At 70.8% G+C, this 16,518-nt stretch carries 18 protein-coding genes; 13 read left to right on the plus strand and 5 right to left on the minus strand.

From position 1 onward, the window contains the following. Positions 1-86 precede the first annotated feature (86 nt). The 3 genes from E0W80_RS13840 to E0W80_RS13850 are packed head-to-tail and all read right to left on the minus strand — an operon-like array spanning position 87 to position 2,415. A complete protein-coding gene (locus E0W80_RS13840; RefSeq protein WP_131493318.1) occupies positions 87-512 on the minus strand; it encodes a DUF1801 domain-containing protein in 426 nt (141 codons plus the stop codon). Next, positions 509-1,081, minus strand: a complete 573-nt coding sequence (locus E0W80_RS13845) for an HhH-GPD-type base excision DNA repair protein (RefSeq protein ID WP_131493320.1) — start codon at positions 1,079-1,081, stop codon at positions 509-511. The genes E0W80_RS13840 and E0W80_RS13845 overlap by 4 nt, the downstream gene beginning before the upstream one ends. A 32-nt stretch (positions 1,082-1,113) precedes the next feature. After that, the gene (locus E0W80_RS13850) at positions 1,114-2,415 is read right to left on the minus strand and encodes a glutamyl-tRNA reductase (protein WP_131493322.1); all 1,302 of its coding nucleotides are present in this window, start codon (positions 2,413-2,415) and stop codon (positions 1,114-1,116) included. Between the two features lie 86 nt (positions 2,416-2,501). Between E0W80_RS13850 and hemE the strand changes: the two genes are divergently transcribed. After that, the gene (hemE, locus tag E0W80_RS13855) at positions 2,502-3,524 is read left to right on the plus strand and encodes a uroporphyrinogen decarboxylase (RefSeq protein WP_131493324.1); all 1,023 of its coding nucleotides are present in this window, start codon (positions 2,502-2,504) and stop codon (positions 3,522-3,524) included. Positions 3,525-3,583: 59 nt separating this feature from the next. Here the strand turns inward: hemE and E0W80_RS13860 are convergent, their stop codons facing one another. Continuing rightward, complete coding sequence (locus tag E0W80_RS13860; protein ID WP_131493326.1) at positions 3,584-4,495, minus strand: NAD(P)H-binding protein; 912 nt, start codon at positions 4,493-4,495, stop codon at positions 3,584-3,586. 67 nt (positions 4,496-4,562) lie between these two features. On the opposite strand from E0W80_RS13860, the gene E0W80_RS13865 reads away from it, so the two are divergent. From E0W80_RS13865 to E0W80_RS13915, 11 genes are all read left to right on the plus strand, one after another. Next, positions 4,563-4,895, plus strand: coding sequence for a metalloregulator ArsR/SmtB family transcription factor (locus tag E0W80_RS13865; protein WP_131493328.1), 333 nt, complete (start codon positions 4,563-4,565; stop codon positions 4,893-4,895). A 26-nt stretch (positions 4,896-4,921) separates the two neighbouring features. Then, positions 4,922-6,499 carry an FAD-dependent oxidoreductase gene (locus E0W80_RS13870; protein ID WP_131493330.1) on the plus strand — a complete coding sequence of 526 codons (1,578 nt, stop codon included), beginning with the start codon at positions 4,922-4,924 and terminating at the stop codon, positions 6,497-6,499. 148 nt (positions 6,500-6,647) lie between these two features. Beyond that, positions 6,648-7,064, plus strand: a complete 417-nt coding sequence (locus E0W80_RS13875) for a hypothetical protein (RefSeq protein ID WP_131493331.1) — start codon at positions 6,648-6,650, stop codon at positions 7,062-7,064. 1 nt (position 7,065) lies between these two features. Beyond that, positions 7,066-7,473, plus strand: a complete 408-nt coding sequence (locus E0W80_RS13880) for a phage holin family protein (RefSeq protein WP_021198266.1) — start codon at positions 7,066-7,068, stop codon at positions 7,471-7,473. Then, positions 7,460-7,732 carry a hypothetical protein gene (locus E0W80_RS13885; RefSeq protein WP_047521001.1) on the plus strand — a complete coding sequence of 91 codons (273 nt, stop codon included), beginning with the start codon at positions 7,460-7,462 and terminating at the stop codon, positions 7,730-7,732. The genes E0W80_RS13880 and E0W80_RS13885 overlap by 14 nt, the downstream gene beginning before the upstream one ends. A gap of 77 nt (positions 7,733-7,809) precedes the next feature. Beyond that, entirely contained in the window at positions 7,810-8,490 is a 681-nt protein-coding gene (hemQ, locus tag E0W80_RS13890; protein ID WP_047520999.1) for a hydrogen peroxide-dependent heme synthase, read from the plus strand. Between the two features lie 5 nt (positions 8,491-8,495). Then, complete coding sequence (gene hemC / locus E0W80_RS13895) at positions 8,496-9,491, plus strand: hydroxymethylbilane synthase (protein ID WP_131493333.1); 996 nt, start codon at positions 8,496-8,498, stop codon at positions 9,489-9,491. Continuing rightward, positions 9,488-10,288, plus strand: a complete 801-nt coding sequence (locus E0W80_RS13900) for a uroporphyrinogen-III synthase (RefSeq protein ID WP_047520995.1) — start codon at positions 9,488-9,490, stop codon at positions 10,286-10,288. Before hemC ends, E0W80_RS13900 begins: the two co-directional genes overlap by 4 nt. Continuing rightward, positions 10,285-11,262, plus strand: a complete 978-nt coding sequence (gene hemB / locus E0W80_RS13905) for a porphobilinogen synthase (protein ID WP_131493334.1) — start codon at positions 10,285-10,287, stop codon at positions 11,260-11,262. Before E0W80_RS13900 ends, hemB begins: the two co-directional genes overlap by 4 nt. 75 nt (positions 11,263-11,337) lie before the next feature. Next, positions 11,338-12,660 (plus strand): glutamate-1-semialdehyde 2,1-aminomutase, encoded by a 1,323-nt coding sequence (locus E0W80_RS13910; RefSeq protein ID WP_131493336.1) that lies wholly within the window; start codon positions 11,338-11,340, stop codon positions 12,658-12,660. 95 nt (positions 12,661-12,755) lie between these two features. After that, a complete protein-coding gene (locus E0W80_RS13915) occupies positions 12,756-13,205 on the plus strand; it encodes a hypothetical protein (protein ID WP_131493338.1) in 450 nt (149 codons plus the stop codon). A 97-nt stretch (positions 13,206-13,302) separates the two neighbouring features. On the opposite strand, the gene E0W80_RS19310 is transcribed toward E0W80_RS13915, so the two are convergent. Then, on the minus strand, positions 13,303-15,294 hold the full coding sequence (locus E0W80_RS19310) for an ATP-binding cassette domain-containing protein (protein ID WP_205802361.1): 1,992 nt from the start codon (positions 15,292-15,294) through the stop codon (positions 13,303-13,305). A 112-nt stretch (positions 15,295-15,406) separates the two neighbouring features. On the opposite strand from E0W80_RS19310, the gene E0W80_RS13925 reads away from it, so the two are divergent. Beyond that, positions 15,407-16,468 carry an enoyl-CoA hydratase/isomerase family protein gene (locus E0W80_RS13925; RefSeq protein WP_047520988.1) on the plus strand — a complete coding sequence of 354 codons (1,062 nt, stop codon included), beginning with the start codon at positions 15,407-15,409 and terminating at the stop codon, positions 16,466-16,468. Positions 16,469-16,518: the final 50 nt, after the last annotated feature.

The following is a 16,518-nucleotide window of genomic DNA, read 5'->3' on the forward strand; positions in this document are numbered from 1 at the left end:
CCTGCAGACGGCTGCAGGAGGGGGTCTCGGCGACGAGAGGGGGCGTCGACGATCAAGGGGGCACCGCAGCACCGGGGCGGGGGGTGTCAGCCCGTGACGGTGAGCTGCACCTCGGAGGTGCCGCCCGCCTCGACCCAGGCCAGTGAGCGTTCGAGGATGCCCCGCAGCACGTCGAGGTCGACCTGCTCCAGATCCTTGATGTACAGGCACCCGACGCCCGTGGTGTGCGGTCCGAGCTCGGCCAGGGCCTCGGTGTGCGGGGCCACTCCGTCGAACAGGTAGATCGTCGTCGCAGCCTTGCGCGGGGCGAAACCGAGCAGCCCGCTGTCACCCTCCGTGCCGGTGGGGTAGCGGTAGTGGCAGGAGCCGAACCCGATGATCGTGCCCCAGGTCTGCGGTTCGCGTCCGGTGATCTCCTGCAGGAGCGCGGTCAGGGTCTCGGCGTCCCGACGGCGGACCGCGGGGGAGGAGCGGGCGATGAGCCCCGCGACGTCATCCCCGGTCGGCTTCACTTCGCTGCCTTGGCTGCGGCCTTCATGGCCTTCTTGTGCTCACGCACCTTCGTGAGCGAGTCGGGCGAGACGATGTCGGCGACGCTGCGGTAGGAGCCGTCCTCGCCGTAGGGGGCGGACGCCTCGCGCCAGCCCTCGCCCGTGAAGCCGTACTGCTTGCCCAGGAGCGCGAGGAAGATCTTGGCCTTCTGCTCGCCGAAGCCGGGGAGCGCCTTCAGGCGCTTCAGCACCTCGGGTCCCGACGGGTCTCCCTCGGTCCACAGCGCGGCGGCGTCTCCGGCCCAGTCGTCGACGAGGGTCTGGCACAGCGTCTGCACGCGGGTCGCCATCGATCCGGGGAACCGGTGCACCGCGGGGGTCTGCTTGAAGGCTTCGAGGAACTCGTCCGGTGCCATGTGGGCGATCGTCGCGGCGTCGGCAGCTCCGGTGCGCTGCTCGATCTTGAGCGGACCGGCGAATGCGGTCTCCATCGGAACCTGCTGGTCGAGCAGCATCCCCACCAGCAGGGCGAGCGGGTTGTTCGTGAGCAGGTCGTCGGCGGCGGTGTCTCCGGTGATGTGAAGGGCCATGCCTCCAGTGTCCCACCCCGCGGCGGAGCGTGTCAGGCGGTCGCGGCGTCGTCCGCGGCGGAGGTGTCGGCCTCGGGCGCGATGCCGTACAGCGCGGACAGCGCGGCGGTGAACTCGTCGGCGCGACCGGCGGCGGCGAGCTCGTGCGCGCGCACGGTCGGGGTGTGCAGCAGCACGCCGGAGAGGTGGCGCAGAGCCTGCTCGACCTTGCCGTCCTCGTCGCCGCGTGCGCGAGCACGATCGATCTCACGCTCGAGCAACTCGAAGATGTGCGAGCGGAAGGCCACGACCGAGGGGGTCACGCTCTGTCGTGCGCCCACCACGTGGAAGGTCTCGGCGGCTTCGCGGACGACTGTGCGCGCGGCATCCGTCGCCTGGAGCTCTTCGAGCGGTGCGTGGAGGCGGATGGTCTCGAGGTCGAGCAGGGCCACGCCCTCGAGCGCGGCGACGGCGGGGTCGACGTTGCGCGGCATGCCGAGGTCGACCACGAGCCGGCTGTGGGCGCCGACGGGGCAGCCGACAGCGGCGGGTCCGGTCGGAAGCTGCAGGTGCTCGGGGCCGAGCACAGGCTCCGTGGCGGTGGTGCACGTGATGAGCAGGCTCGAGCGTGCGGCGGTGCGGGCGTACTCGTCGGCGGCGATGGGACGGATGCCGTGCTTCGCGGCGAAGACCTCGGCGCGGCCCGAGGGCGAGTACACCGAGATGTTCACGGCACCGCGCTCACGAAGCGTGGCCAGGGTGACCGCGGCATAGGCTCCGGTGCCGACCAGCAGCACGCGCTCGGCGGCCCAGTCGGCGATGCGGCTGTCGGCGAGTTCCAAGGCGAGGCGCACGAGCGAGCGGCCCGCGCGGCCGAGGGCGGTGACGTTCTTGACCTTGCGCTGCGCCTGGCTCGCACGCTGGAAGAGGCGTTCGAGTTCGGGGGAGGTGGTGCCGTCCTTGCGCGCGGACGTGAGGGCGCGGCGGACCTGCCCGGCGATCTCGCCCTCGCCGGAGACGACGGATTCGAGACCGGAGGCGACCGAGAAGAGGTGTTCGGCGACGCGGCGTCCCGAGTGCACGGCGTAGGCACCGTCGAGCTCGGCGGCAGGGATGCCCGTCGCTGATTCGACCGCTTCGATGACGGCCTCGACGCCGATCGCACCGGCTGCGGTCACCGGTTCGTCCATTTCGACGTACGCCTCGAACCGGTTGCACGTCGCCAGGACCACGGCACCCTGCACACACGGTGTCATGCCCACGAGAGTGGGAGCGACGTCGTCGGGGGTGCGGCTCAGGCGTTCGAGCAGTTCGAAGGAGGCGGTCTTGTGACTCGCCGTCACACACAGCAGCACGTTTCGATTGTACCGGAGCGCGGAGAGCGGGGAGTCGCACGGCCCGACTCGGCGGCTCCATAAGGGCGGAATGCGAGGATGGGGACATGGCCCTCTCCGACGCCCCGCTTCTGCGCGCCCTCGCCGGCGACCGTCCCGACCGCACCCCGGTCTGGTTCATGCGGCAGGCCGGCAGGTCGCTGCCCGAGTACCGTGACCTGCGCGTCGGGACCCGGATGCTCGACGCCTGCCTGACCCCGGATCTCGCTGCCGAGATCACGCTGCAGCCGGTGCGCCGCCACGGGGTGGACGCGGCGGTGTTCTTCAGCGACATCGTCATCCCGCTGCGTCTGGCCGGGGTCGACGTCGAGATCGAGCCCGGGCGTGGTCCGGTGTTCGCGGACCCGGTGCGCACGGCATCCGACGTCGATCGTGTCACCGCCATCGATCCGGACGACCTGGACGGCACGGCCATCGCGGAGGCGGTCGGCATCGTCACGGCGGAGCTGGGCGACACCCCGCTGATCGGCTTCGCCGGTGCGCCGTTCACGCTCGCGGCCTACCTCGTCGAGGGCGGCCCCTCCAAGGAGCATCTGCGTGCGCGGGCCATGATGCACTCCGACCCGGAATCGTGGAACCGGCTGGCCGGATGGCTGGCGCGTGTCTCCCGTCGCTTCCTGGAGACCCAGCGGGACGCGGGGGCCTCCGTCGTGCAGCTGTTCGACAGCTGGGCCGGATCGCTCAGCACCGCCGACTACCGCGCGTTCGTGGCTCCGCACTCCCACGCCGCGCTCGCAGACATCAGCCTTCCGACCATCCACTTCGGCGTCGGCACGGGGCCGTTCCTCGCCGACATGCGTCTCGACGGCGTGGCCGACGGGGTGGGCGTCGACTGGCGGCAGCCCCTCGATGAGGCGGCCGCGATCCTCGGACCGGACGTCACGGTGCAGGGCAACATCGATCCTGCGCTCCTCGCCGCCCCGTGGTCGGTGCTGGAGGGTCATGTGCGCGACGTGATCGATCGCGGTCGAGCGGCGCGAGCCCACATCCTCAACCTCGGACACGGCGTCCCGCCCGAGACGGACCCCGACCAGCTCACCCGCATCGTCGAGCTGGCGCACTCCCTCTGACGATCAGATCGGCGTTCGAATCGCGCAAGGTGTCGCATCCGTGACCCGAAAGCGACCATTCACGCGATTCGAGGGCCAGCAGTCCGCCGCAGACGACGCATGATCCGCAGGTCGTCGAGAGTGAAGCCCCCGGCCGGGAGCGCCGCGCGGATGCGCTCGTCGTCGAACGCCCGGGCCGGGCGGATGCCGATCGGCGCCTCGGGGGCGAACGGTGCGGCCTCGCTCACGCCCTCCGCGAGCATCCGTGCCTGAGCCTTCGCCACGAGCGGGACGACCATCGTCCACTCGGTCACCTGGGCCAGCGCCCGCACGACCCACGTCGGCACCGGGAGGAACGCGGGACGGCGTCCGGCGACACGGGCGATGCGACGGATCGCCTCGCCGAGAGTGACCTCATCCACACCCATGACCGCGATCGTCGGCTCCTCGATGCGGCCTTCGAGAGCGGCGACGAGGACGTCGACCGCGTCCTCCACGGGCACCGGTCGTGCCGTGCGTTCGCGGTAGCCGACGGTCCAGAAGAAGGGCAGTGTCCGCACCGCCTTGGTCACGTGGTCGACCATGTGATCGCCGGGGCCGTAGATCATCCCGGACTTGAGGATGGTGTGCGGGATGCCGGAGGCGCGGACGATCTCCTCCGCCTCCCACTTCGACTCGTGGTATCCGGAGCCGCAGTCGGGCCGTGCTCGGAGGAAGCTGACGAGGACGATGCGCTGCACGCCGGCGCGGCGGGCTGCCTCCACCACGGCCCTCGTCCCGTCGACGTGCACGCGGCGGAACGTCTGTCCGTCTATCTCGCGGTTGATCCCGGCGCAGTGCGCCACGGCGTCGCACCCCTCGAAGGCTTTACTCAGGGCCTCCACGTCGGTGATCTCGATGCCGTTCCGGCGGGAGATCACGACCGCGTCGTCGAGGCGGTCGGCGAGGTTCCTGCCGACGAATCCGGTGCCGCCCGTGATCGCTACCCGCATGGTGCTTCTCCTTTGCTAATTAGCTACGCGGCTACAGAGTATCTAGCAAAGGTGCTATATTGCAACCATGACCGACAGCGCGAGCGACATCTTCGCGGCGCTGGCGCACCCCACCCGGCGTCAGATCCTGCAGGATCTGAAAGAGGGGGAACTCGCGGCCGGCGAGATCGCCTCGCGTTTCTCCGCGAGCGGGCCGACCATCTCCCGTCACCTGAGCGTGCTCCGCCAGGCCGGACTCGTCACCGAGCGCCGCGACGCCAACCGCATCCTCTACTCGCTCGTCGGTGAACGGCTCGCGCTGTCCGTCGGCGACTTCCTCTCGACGGTGTGCCCCGAGCAGATCGTGCTGCGCGAGGTCCGCAAGCGTGGACGCGGCAGTTCTGAGCCCGTCGAGGCCTGATCCGCACCGGTGGGAGAATTGAGGGCATGACGCCCGACCCCTCCTCTGCAGAGCCGTCCGATCTCGCCGCCCGCGCGGCGCAGAAGCACGTGGTCGTGATCGGTGGCGGCATCGGCGGCCTCGTCGCGGCGCGGGAATGCGCCAAGGTCGGCATGCGCGTCACCCTGCTCGAGTCCGCGGACGAACCGGGGGGCGCGATCCGTCGCATCGAGCTGGACGGCGTCGTCGTCGATGCCGGGGCCGAGAGCTATGCCACCAGGGGCGGACACGTGCGCGCCTTCGTCGAGGAGCTCGGCCTCGCAGATCGCATCGTGGCTCCGCAGGCGGGCGCCGCCTGGTTGGCCGGCATCCCCGGCGTGGGCGCGGCACCGCTCCCGGTCGGAGGGATCCTGGGGATCCCCGCGAACCCGTTCCAGGACGACGTGCGTCGGATCATCGGATGGTCGGGCGTCTGGCGCGCCTACCTCGATCGTGTCCGGCCGCCCCTCACGATCGGCCACCAGCTCAGTCTCGGCAAGCTGGTCGCCTCGCGTATGGGACCCAAGGTGCGCGACCGTCTCGTCGCGCCCGTCACCACCGGCGTCTACTCCGCGTCTCCCGACGACGTCGACATCGACGTGGCGGCTCCGGGTCTCAACGCCGCGCTCACCCGCGTCGGCTCCCTCTCCGGTGCCGTGCAGTCGCTCCGTGACGAGGCGGCCACGGCGAGGGCGGCGACGGCGAGCGCGGAGGACAAGACGCCCGGAGCGGCGGTCGAAGGACTCTCCGGAGGCATGAGCGCCCTCGTCGACGCGCTCGCCGCCGATCTGGGACGCCTCGACGCCGACGTGCGGACGGGAGTGAGGGTGCGCAGCGTGCGCCGGGCCGGGGCGGCCTGGACGGTGGAGGTGGAGACCGCGCCCGTCGTCGACCTCCCCGCCGTCACCGACGACGAGGCCGCGGTCGTCACGGAGTTGCGTGCCGCCGCGGTGGAATCCGCTGCTCCGGTGGTCGAAGAGCTCGCCGCCGACGCCGTCATCATCGCGACGCCCGAGTCCACGGCGCGGGAACTCCTCTCCTCGGTGGTGCCCGATCTCCGGAAGACGGAGGCGGCGGCCTCGCCCGAGATCGAGATCGTCACCCTGATCCTCGACGCGCCCGCGTTGGATGCCACCCCGCGTGGCACCGGCGTACTCACGGTGCCGGGCAGCCACACGGCCAAGGCTCTGACACACTCGACCGCGAAGTGGGGGTGGGTGCGTGAAGCGGCAGGAGGTCGCCATGTCGTCCGCGTGTCGTTCGGCGCGCAGGGGGAACCGGCCGCCACTGCAGAGCTGAGCGACGTCGACGCCACGGACCTCGCCCGCAGGGAAGCCGCTGCTCTGCTCGGTGTCCCCCTCGCCCCCGCGGCCGTCCTCGCCTCCCATCGCGGCCGTTTCGTGCAGTCGCAGCCGGCGTCGATCATCGGATCCGGGGCCCGGCGTCGGGCCGCGCGGGCTGCGGTTCAGGCGGTTCCCGGCCTCGCTGCGGTCGGTGCCTGGCTCGCCGGAACAGGGCTCGCGCAGGTGATCCCGGATGCGCGGGACGAGGCGGACCGCTTGCGGCGCACCCTGTTGTGGGACTGAGACACCTCTCCGTGTCAACCCTCCGGCGCATAGATGCCGAAATCGGCATACGGGGTTACGCTGGGAACCTGCCGCCGGGCGCGAAGCCTGCGGTCGATCCAAGCCGGGCGAAGCTGGCCGGACAACCGGAACAAGGTGAGGAGACCCCATGAAGGGGAAGATCGGACTCGTCGTCGGACTCGGCGTGGGCTACGTCCTCGGCACCCGTGCCGGACGTGAGCGCTACGAACAGATCAAGACGCAGTGGCTGAAGGTGTGGAACCTCGATCCGGTGCAGGAGCAGGTCACCAAGGTCAAGGGCTTCGTCGGCGACAAGGCCGCTGCCGTGCCGGGAGCGCTCTGGACCGGCGTGGTGAAGGTCGCCAAGTCCGTCAGCGGCAACGGCACCCCGGGTCAGCGACTCGACTCCGCCATCGCCACCGGCCGCGAGGCGGCGGAAGACCTCGCCGAAGCCACCGAGGAAGCGGTCGAGGCAGCGAAGGCGACGGCGAGCACGCCCGCCAAGAAGCCCGCCGCCAAGAAGCCCGCGGCGACCAAGTCCGCCCCCAAGAAGTCCGGCGCCTGACATGCCCCGCGGTTACCGTGATCGTGCCGACGACAGTTTGCTGACCCTGCTCGGGGATCTGCCGGAACTCGTCACGAATCTGGTCAAGGCCGAGATCGACGCCGCGAAGGCGTGGATCTCGCGGACCTCGAAGGACGCCGGTATCGGCTCCGTGTGGTTCCTCGTCGCGCTGTTCTTCCTGTTCTGGGCCGTGCCCGTGATCCTGGTCTTCGCGATCGCCGGACTCTCGTCGTGGTGGCCCGTGTGGCTCTCGGCGATCGCCGTGTTCGGCATCCTGATCCTGGCCGTGCTGCTGTTCGCGCTGCTCGGCATCCTGAAGTTCCGCAAGGTCCTCGCGCGCCAGAACCCGGCGCAGGCCGTCGCGGAAGACATCCGACTCGTGAAGGAGGCCGGCGATGACGAATTCTGAGTCGATGCCGCGCACCGCCGTCCCCGCCGGGATCGTCGACCCCGTCGCCTCCGCGCGCGCTGAGCTGAAGGCCGCGCTCGCCGCCATCGAGGTCAAGGGCAACCTGCCGCGCCGTCTCGAGAAGGCCTCCACGCGCGCCGCCGCCAAGGCCCGGGTGTTCGCCGATCGCAACCCGATCGGTGCGATCGCCGCTGCTGTCGGCGTCGCTGCGGCCGTGGGCGGTGCGGTCTGGGCGATCGCGCGCGTGATCTCCCGCTGACGCGCGGAGTTCCGAGAGGTCGGGACCGCTTCTGGGGTGATTAGCGGCTCCTGCACAAACGAGGCAGACTGGGGAGCATGATGTCCGAAGAGAGCGCTGAGAACCCGTCCGGCTTCACACTCTGGGCCGTCTGGCGACGGAATCCCGATGTTCCCGTGACGGAGAGCGAGTCGACGGAGCTGGAGACGATCGTCGCGTACATCGAGGACTCCGGGGTGACCGTTCGCGGCTTCTACGACGTCTCCGGACTCAAGGCCGACGCCGATCTCATGGTGTGGCTGCACGGCGACACCGCGGAAGAGCTGCAGAAGGCCCTTCGGCGCCTCCGCCGCACCGAGCTCCTGCGTCCGCTCCTCCCGGTGTGGAACGTCATGGGCGTCCATCGCGACGCCGAGTTCAACCGCGCACACGTCCCCGGATTCCTGCGCGGCATCGAGCCCAAGGACTGGCTGTGTCTGTACCCCTTCGTGCGCACACCCGAGTGGTACCTCGCTCCGGAGGAGGAGCGGCGCACGATGCTGGCCGACCACGGACGCCGGGGTGCGGCGTTCACCGGCGTCCTCGCCAACACGGTCGCGTCCTTCGCGCTCGGCGACTACGAGTGGCTGCTGCCGCTCGAGGCCGATGAGCTCACCGACCTGGTCGACCTCATGCGGGACCTGCGCTACACGGACGCCCGGATGTATGTGAAGGAGGAGGTGCCCTTCTACACGGGGCGCAGGCTCCGGTTCGACGAGATCGCGGACGTCCTCCAGTAAGCGCCATGAGCACCCCCATCCGTCTGGGAACCCGTCGCAGCGCGCTCGCGCAGGCGCAGTCAGGCCATGTCGCGACCGCGCTCGAGAAGCTCTCCGGTCGCCCTGTCGAACTCGTCCCGATCACCAGCGAGGGCGACACGAACCGTGCCTCCCTGTCCGAGATCGGTGGCCAGGGCATCTTCGCCACGCGATTGCGCGAGGCGCTGCTCGCGGGGGAGTGCGACTTCCTCGTCCACTCGCTCAAGGACCTGCCGACGGCAGTCCCCGAGGGGCTCGTGATCGCCGCGACGCCGAAACGAGAGGATCCGCGAGACGTGGTCCTCACCCGCGACGGCGTCCCGCTCCACGAACTGCGTTCCGGCAGCACGATCGGCACCGGTTCTCCGCGGCGCATCGCCCAGGTCCACCGGCGCGCGCCGGGCGCGGAGGTCGTCGACATCCGGGGGAACGTGGATTCACGTCTCGCGCGAGTCGTCTCGGGCGAGCTGGATGCCGTGATCCTCGCTGCGGCAGGGCTGTCGCGGCTCGATGCGAGGACTCCCCTCCAGCGCGAGGAGCTCGGGCTCGCCGAGTGGCCGACCGCTCCGGGGCAGGGTTCGCTCGCGGTGGAGACCCGTGCGGACGCGCCCCGGGAGCTGCTCGACGCCCTCGCCGGGCTCGATGACAGGGACACCCGGCTGGCCATCACGGTGGAGCGCGCGATCCTGCAAGGACTCGATGCGGGATGCCAGGCGCCGATGGCCGCGCACGCCGTCGTCGACGGCTCGTCGATCCGTGTCAGAACGGTGGTCTACGCGACGGACGGTGGGCGCCGGATCGGCCTCGACGTCACCGAAGACCTGAACGGGGAGTATATTCGTCGGAACGGCAGTGGCAATGGAGCGGATGCTGCCGATGGTGCAGACCCGATGCACGCAGCGCGCGAGCTCGGGTTCACTGTTGCCCGTCGGCTGCTCGATCAAGGGGCGGCCGGCCTCGTATCCCGAGAGCAATCCTCATGACCACTTCCGAAGAAATCAAGCAGGACCGACCGCTGGACGGCTGGCGCATTCTGGTGCCCCGTGGCGGGCCGTGGGGCGACAGCGTCGCCGCGAGCCTTCGGGCGCTGGGCGCCGTCCCCGTCGTGGCGCCGCTGATCAACTTCGCCCCGACCACCGACCAGGCGACGCTCGACACCGCGCTCGCGCAGCTCGCCGCCGGAGAGTTCGACTGGCTCACGATCACCAGTGCGACGACCGTGGACGTCCTCTTCGCCCATCGGGCGATCGTGCCGCGATCGACCAAGATCGCCGCGGTCGGTGAGACGACGGCCGCTGCTCTGCAGGCCGTCGGCTACGAGGTCGCGCTCGTCCCCGAGCAGGACAACTCCGCCGAGGGGATGGCGCGGCAGCTCATCGGACTCGAGAAGGAACCGCGCCGCATCCTCGCCCTGCGCAGCGAGATCGCCAAGCCGGTGCTCAGCCGTCTGCTCTCCGAGGCGGGGCACGATGTCCACGGTGTCGTCGCGTACCGGACGGTCGGCGTCCCGGTGACGGAGCGCATCCGCCGCGATGTCGAGAACGGCCGCATCAACGCGATCCTCGTCACCAGCGGCTCGGTCGCCCAGCAGGTGCGCGAGCAGTTCCCGGAGATCCCGGATGAGACGCTGCTCGCCGCGATCGGCCCACGGACGGCGAGGGATGCCCAGCTCGCAGGACTGCCCGTGTCGGTGGTCGCCGACCGGCAGACGATCGACGCACTGATCGACGCCGTCTCGCACTTCACCCTTCCGCACGCGGCCGACGAGTTCGCACCGTGAGCTACCCCGATGTTCGCCTGAGGCGGTTGCGCCGGTCTCGGGCCGTGCGCGACCTCGTGCGCGAGACCTCGCTGGAGCCGCGGCAGCTCGTGCTCCCGCTGTTCGTCCGCGAAGGACTCACCGAACCGGTGCAGATCGGCTCGATGCCCGGTGTCGCGCAGCACTCGATCGATTCCTTGCGCGCGGCGGCGGTGGAGGCGGCGGAAGCGGGTGTCGGCGGTGTGATGCTCTTCGGCGTCCCGGAGGTCCGCGACGCCCGCGGCTCCGGTGCCGACGACCCGCACGGCATCCTCAACCTCGCCACGGCGGCGCTCGCGGCCGAGGTCGGCGACGCACTCGTGGTCCAGACCGACCTCTGCCTCGACGAGTTCACCGACCACGGTCACTGCGGCGTGCTCGCGGCCGATGGCTCGGTCGACAACGACGCGACGCTGGAGCGGTACACCTCGATGGCGCTCGCACAGGCGCGGGCCGGGTCGCAGCTCCTCGGGCTCTCCGGCATGATGGACGGCCAGGTCGCGGTGATCCGCGCTGCCCTGGATGCCGAGGGCTTCACCGACACGCTTCTCCTCGCCTACGCCGCGAAGTACGCGAGCGCCTTCTACGGACCGTTCCGTGAGGCTGTCGACTCGCAGCTGAAGGGTGACCGGCGCACGTACCAGCTCGACCCCGGCAACCGCCGCGAGGGCGTGCGTGAGGCCGTCGTCGATGAGGCCGAGGGCGCCGACATCGTGATGGTCAAGCCGGCGATGGCGTTCCTCGACGTGCTGCGGGAGGTGCGCGACACCGTGAGCGTTCCGGTGTGGGCGTACCAGGTCTCCGGCGAGTACGCGATGATCGAGGCCGCCGGCGCGAACGGCTGGATCGACCGGCGGGCCGCCGTGCTCGAATCCCTGCTCTCGATCCGACGGGCGGGCGCGGATGCGGTGCTGACCTATTGGGCGACCGAGGCTGCGGGCTGGCTGCGCGACTGACGTCTTCGGAGACCGTGCACGACGGTTAGCCTGGAAGGGATGCCGGGACGGCTCCGTGCATCGCAAGGAGCTTTCATGACCGACCGCAATGACGACCTGTTCTCCGCTGCCAGGGCGGTGATCCCCGGCGGCGTGAACTCGCCGGTGCGCGCCTACGGTTCGGTCGGGGGGACACCGCGTTTCCTGGCGTCGGCCACGGGCGCCACGGTGACGGATGCGGCGGGGCGCGAGTACGTCGACCTGGTGGCCTCGTGGGGGCCCGCGCTCCTCGGACACGCGCACCCGGAAGTCGTCGCGGCGGTGCAGGAGGCCGCGACCCGCGGACTGTCGTTCGGTGCTCCGACCGAGGGCGAGGTGGAACTCGCGGCGTTGATCGCCGACCGGGTCCGCTTCGGTGAGATCCGCCCGATCGAGCGCGTTCGACTGGTGTCCACCGGGACCGAGGCCACGATGACAGCGATCCGTCTCGCGCGCGGAGCCACCGGCCGCGACTTGCTCGTGAAGTTCGCCGGGCACTATCACGGCCACTCGGACGGTCTTCTCGCAGAAGCGGGTTCCGGTGTCGCGACCCTGGCGCTCCCCGGATCGGCAGGGGTACCGGCTCCCATCGCTGCGCAGACGCTCGTGATCGGGTACAACGACCCCGAGGCGCTGGCCGCGGTGTTCGCCGAGCACGGACAGCGGATCGCGGCCGTGATCGTCGAGGCGTCGGCCGCGAACATGGGCGTCGTCCCGCCGTTGCCGGGATTCAACCGTCTGATCGCCGAGACCGCGCACGCGCACGGTGCGCTGATGATCCTCGACGAGGTGCTCACCGGGTTCCGCGTGCACCCCGCAGGCTTCTGGGGACTGCAGGCCTCGGAGGGCGAGGACTACCTGCCCGACATCGTCACCTTCGGCAAGGTCGTCGGCGGGGGGATGCCGCTGGCCGCGCTCGGTGGGCGGGCCGAGGTCATGGACCTGCTGGCTCCCTTGGGGCCGGTGTATCAGGCGGGGACGCTCTCGGGGAATCCGCTGTCGGTCGCGGCGGGCCTCGCGACGTTGCGGCTCGCGACGCCCGAGGTCTATGCAACCATCGATGCCGCCTCCGCTCGGCTCTCCGCGGCGCTGGACGCCGCGCTCACATCTGCCGGGGTCACTCACGCGGTCGCGCGGGCGGGCAACCTGTTCAGCGCCTCGTTCCGCGCTTCCGTGCCGCGGAACTACGCCGAGGCCCAGGCGCAGGAGTCGTTCCGCTATGCGCCGTTCTTCCACACGCTGCGGGAGCAGGGCGTGGCCCTGCCGCCGAGTGTCTTCGAGGCCTGGTTCCTGACCGCCGCGCACGGCGACGAGGAGCTCGGGCTCATCGAAGCGGCGCTGCCGGCTGCCGCGGAGGCCGCGGCGGCGGCTCGCCCGTAGTGTGCCGGGGAATGGCGTGACCCCACAAGGGATCGTTGCGTTCCTGTGAGCAACTTCCAGACAACTGGCAGGGCGGCGCTGGCAGACTAAGTGTCATGGTGACGTTGCTGCTGGACCAGACGCAACTTGAAGTCGTGCTCTCGCCGCTGGAACGAGCCGCGACATTCCACCGCGAGAACCTCCGGATCGTGCGCGACACCATCACCAAGGTCCAGCTGACCGACGACGCGTGGACCTGGCTGCGAGGGGTGCCGAATCCCGGCACGCACATCCCCGGCGTCCTGGCCGCGGGAAGCTGGAAGGCCGCGGGCAGCCTCGATTTCGTGCTCATCCGCCGCCGTCGCCCGAGCGTCGTCATCGACCTCGAGGGCGACGATCAGTACCGCCGCCTGATCCTCACGACCCGGCACGGCCTCGCGCTCACACAGGCGCTCCGACTCGACGTGTCCTCGGAGCCCGCGAACGTCGAGGAGATCGTCGCCACGGCGCCGACCCCCGTGACGAAGGGGAGCCGCCGACCGGTCATCCGCCCCCGGCCCGCCTGAGCACAGGGCGACCGACGCGCGAATCCGCGCCCCACGACAGGGAACGCCCTCCGCAGCCGTCAGGCTGGGAGGGCGTTCTGCTGCATGAGCGGGCGGGTCACCCGTGGTGGGTCTCGCCGTGATGGTTCTGGCCGTCGTGGTTCTCGCCGTCGTGATCCTGGCCGTCGGTGGCCTCGGCGTCGCCGGATTCCTCGAGGCTCGATTCCTCGGAGTCGGACTCGGACTCGGCCAGCGGAACGGTGTCGATCACGCCGGTGGAGGCGACGCTCCAGTGGGCACCGTCCTGGACGGGGGCATCGTCGGTGGCCTCGGCGTCCTGCCCCAGCGGGTAGTCCTTCGGCTCGTCCTCGTAGTACGCGCGTGCGGCCGCGGCGAGCATCGAGCTGACGGCTGCCGACCGCGGATCGGCGTCCTCCTCGGTCTCGGCAGTGTCCTCGCCGCCGTCGACGTCCGCGGCGGTGTCGAGGTCGGCGAAGATCTCGACACCGGCGGGGGCATCATCCTCCGCTGCGTCGTCCTCGTGGGCGTCGGCGCCGTCCGTGCTGACGATCTGCTCGTCTCCGGCGGTGTCGTCTCCGGCGGTGTCGTCCGCGACGGTGTCGTCTGTGGCGGTGCCGTCGTGCTCAGAGGTCTGTGCGGGAGTGTCCGTCTCGGGGTCGTCACTCGTCGTGAAGACCTCGGCGACGTCGTGCCGCGGCGATTCCCGGTCAGCCGTGGCCGCGGGGGAGGCGACGGGGGCTGCCGCGCCGAACAGGATCTCGTCGAATGACCGCGCCGGGGGCTCCTCGGCCTGGTCGGTCTCGTCGTCCCGGCTCGTGTCGCCGTGGTCCTCGTCGCCGTGACGATCTTCGGGGTCTTCGTGGGGGAGCGGTTCGTCCGCCTCGTATCCGGGTGCAGCGACGGGAGCGGCATCCACCGGCGTCTCGTCGTCCGCCTCGGGGGTGAACAGCTCGGAGACGCCATCGTTCGAATCCTCGTCGGCGGTCGCCGACGCGGCAGCCGCTGCGGCCAGGTCATCACCAACGGCTTCACCGGCGGGTGCGGCGGCGGCCTCGGCGGCCCAGGCCGCGGCGGCGGCTACCGGGATGGCGACCGTGGACTCGGCGTCAGCGGCGTCGGTGGCAGCGGCGTCGGGCGCGGCGGCGAGCACCGGCGCGTCGAGCGGCGGCGTGTTCGTGTCTGCGCGGGGCGCGAGTCGGCCGCCGCGCATGAGGTCGATGAAGACGTCTTCCAGGGTCGGGCCGCGCTGCACGAGCGTGCTCAGGGCGATTCCGGCCTCCGCGGCGACAGCTCCGACGGTCCCGGCGTCGCCGCCTCGCACGGTCAGGCCGGAGCGCAGGACCTCGATGTCGAATCCTGCCGCGTCGAGCGCGACACGAAGCGCACCACGATCCGCGGCATCCACGATGACGGAGCCGCCTTGCGGGTCGGCGAGCGTCTCGATACCGCTCGCCAGCACCAACCGGCCCTTCGAGAGGACCAGGACGTTGTCGGCGACCTGCTCCACCTCGCTGAGGACGTGCGAGGACACGAGTACCGTGCGTCCTTCGTCGGCGAGGCGGCGCATCAGCAGTCGCATCCAGCGGATGCCCTCGGGGTCGAGCCCGTTGGCCGGCTCATCGAAGACGAGCGCACCCGGGTCGCCGAGAAGGGCGTGCGCGACGCTCAGCCTCTGACGCATGCCGAGCGAGAAGCCGCCGATCCGGGAGTCGCCTTCGGAGTCCAAGCCGACGAGGGACAGAACCTCTCCGACGCGGGCCAGCGGGATGCCGTTCGCCTTGGCGGCGATCGTCAGCTGACGTTCGGCGGTGCGCCGAGGACGATAGACGGTCTCTTCCAGGACGGCACCGATGGTGCGCAGCGGCTGGCGGAGCTCCGCGTAGGCCGTCCCGCCGATCGTGGCCGTTCCGGAGGTGGCGCGCACCTGACCGAGGAGGATTCGCAGGGTGGTGGTCTTGCCGGCTCCGTTCGGGCCGAGGAAGGCGGTGACGGCGCCGGGCTCGACGCGCGCGGAGAAGTCCGAGACGGCGGTCACCTCATTGAAGCGCTTCGTCACGTGCGTGAACTCCAGCACCTGTCCTTCAGGCATCCGTGACCTCTCGTCGCAGTGAACAGTTCCTCCCTATCCTGCCGGAAAAGCCTGTCGGATCCCGCATTTCGCGCGGATTCTCCGCCCTCGGCGAAGCGGTAACCTGGCACGCGTGACCGAATCCCAGGCTGCATCCCGTGTCCTCATCCGCACCGAAGGAGCACTCGGGCGGCTCACCCTCAATCGTCCGGAGGCGATCAACGCGCTCGACGAGGGGATGATCGAGACGCTCACCGAGGCGCTCGACGCCTGGCGCGACGACACCGACGTGCAGATCGTGCTGATCGACGGGGCGGGGGAACGCGGCATGTGCGCCGGCGGAGACGTGCGTGCGCTGCACGCGCAGATCGTCGCCGGGGAGTCCGAGCGCACCGCCGAGTTCTTCCGCGCGGAGTATGCGTTGAACGCGATGATCGCGGAGTATCCGAAGCCGGTCGTGGCGTTCGCCGACGGCATCACGATGGGCGGAGGGATCGGCCTGGCTGGTCATGCGGCGATCCGCATCGTCACGGAGCGCTCGAAGCTGGCGATGCCCGAGACCCGGATCGGGTTCACGCCCGATGTCGGCGGCACCTGGCTGCTCGGACGAGCGCCCGGCCGATTCGGGGAGTATTTCGGGCTGACCGGCGCGACGATGAGCGGAGCGGATGCCGTCTACCTGGGGTTCGCCGACCACTTCGTGCCGTCCGATCGTCTGGACGCGCTGCGGGAGGCCCTGGCGTTCCGTGCGGATCCGACCGGCCCGAGCGAGATCGTCCTGCTCTTCGACGAGACGCCGGAGCCCACGCAGCTGCCCGCATCGAAGGCGTGGGTCGACGAAGCGTTCTCGGCCGCGACCGTGAGCGAGATCATCGACCGCCTGCAGGCGCAGGGCACCGCGGAGGCCGCCGCCACGGCTGAGCTCTTGGCCGGCCTCGCCCCCACCGGCCTCACCGTCACGCTCGATGCCGTGCGCGAAGCGCGCGAGCTCCCGGGGTTGCGGGCTGCCCTCGAGGGCGAGTACCGGCGGGTGCTGTGGTTCGTCAACGAGCACCCGGACCTCGTCGAGGGCATCCGCGCGCAGCTCGTCGACAAGGACCGCAACCCGAAGTGGGACCCGCCGACGCTGGCCGAGCTCGCCCCGGATGCGGGGGCCCCGGCGCGGGCGTACGTGCCCCGGCCGCCGCTGTTCTGACGCTGCGCGGTGTGCGGGGCCGCCGGGAGCGTGCCCGCGTGCGGTGCACA

The organism is Microbacterium sp. PI-1 (assembly GCF_004337555.1).
In the GTDB taxonomy this organism is placed as follows: Bacteria; Actinomycetota; Actinomycetes; order Actinomycetales; family Microbacteriaceae; genus Microbacterium; species Microbacterium aurugineum.

Bases quoted from the DNA above. Each gene is read 5' to 3' on its own strand.
- E0W80_RS13845 (WP_131493320.1), bottom strand. From the start codon at position 1,081: ATGGCCCTTCACATCACCGGAGACACCGCCGCCGACGACCTGCTCACG.
- hemE (WP_131493324.1), top strand. From the start codon at position 2,502: ATGGCCCTCTCCGACGCCCCGCTTCTGCGCGCCCTCGCCGGCGACCGT.
- E0W80_RS13860 (WP_131493326.1), bottom strand. From the start codon at position 4,495: ATGCGGGTAGCGATCACGGGCGGCACCGGATTCGTCGGCAGGAACCTC.
- E0W80_RS13865 (WP_131493328.1), top strand. From the start codon at position 4,563: ATGACCGACAGCGCGAGCGACATCTTCGCGGCGCTGGCGCACCCCACC.
- E0W80_RS13870 (WP_131493330.1), top strand. From the start codon at position 4,922: ATGACGCCCGACCCCTCCTCTGCAGAGCCGTCCGATCTCGCCGCCCGC.
- E0W80_RS13875 (WP_131493331.1), top strand. From the start codon at position 6,648: ATGAAGGGGAAGATCGGACTCGTCGTCGGACTCGGCGTGGGCTACGTC.
- E0W80_RS13880 (WP_021198266.1), top strand. From the start codon at position 7,066: ATGCCCCGCGGTTACCGTGATCGTGCCGACGACAGTTTGCTGACCCTG.
- E0W80_RS13885 (WP_047521001.1), top strand. From the start codon at position 7,460: ATGACGAATTCTGAGTCGATGCCGCGCACCGCCGTCCCCGCCGGGATC.
- hemQ (WP_047520999.1), top strand. From the start codon at position 7,810: ATGATGTCCGAAGAGAGCGCTGAGAACCCGTCCGGCTTCACACTCTGG.
- hemC (WP_131493333.1), top strand. From the start codon at position 8,496: ATGAGCACCCCCATCCGTCTGGGAACCCGTCGCAGCGCGCTCGCGCAG.
- E0W80_RS13900 (WP_047520995.1), top strand. From the start codon at position 9,488: ATGACCACTTCCGAAGAAATCAAGCAGGACCGACCGCTGGACGGCTGG.
- E0W80_RS13910 (WP_131493336.1), top strand. From the start codon at position 11,338: ATGACCGACCGCAATGACGACCTGTTCTCCGCTGCCAGGGCGGTGATC.
- E0W80_RS13915 (WP_131493338.1), top strand. From the start codon at position 12,756: ATGGTGACGTTGCTGCTGGACCAGACGCAACTTGAAGTCGTGCTCTCG.
- E0W80_RS19310 (WP_205802361.1), bottom strand. From the start codon at position 15,294: ATGCCTGAAGGACAGGTGCTGGAGTTCACGCACGTGACGAAGCGCTTC.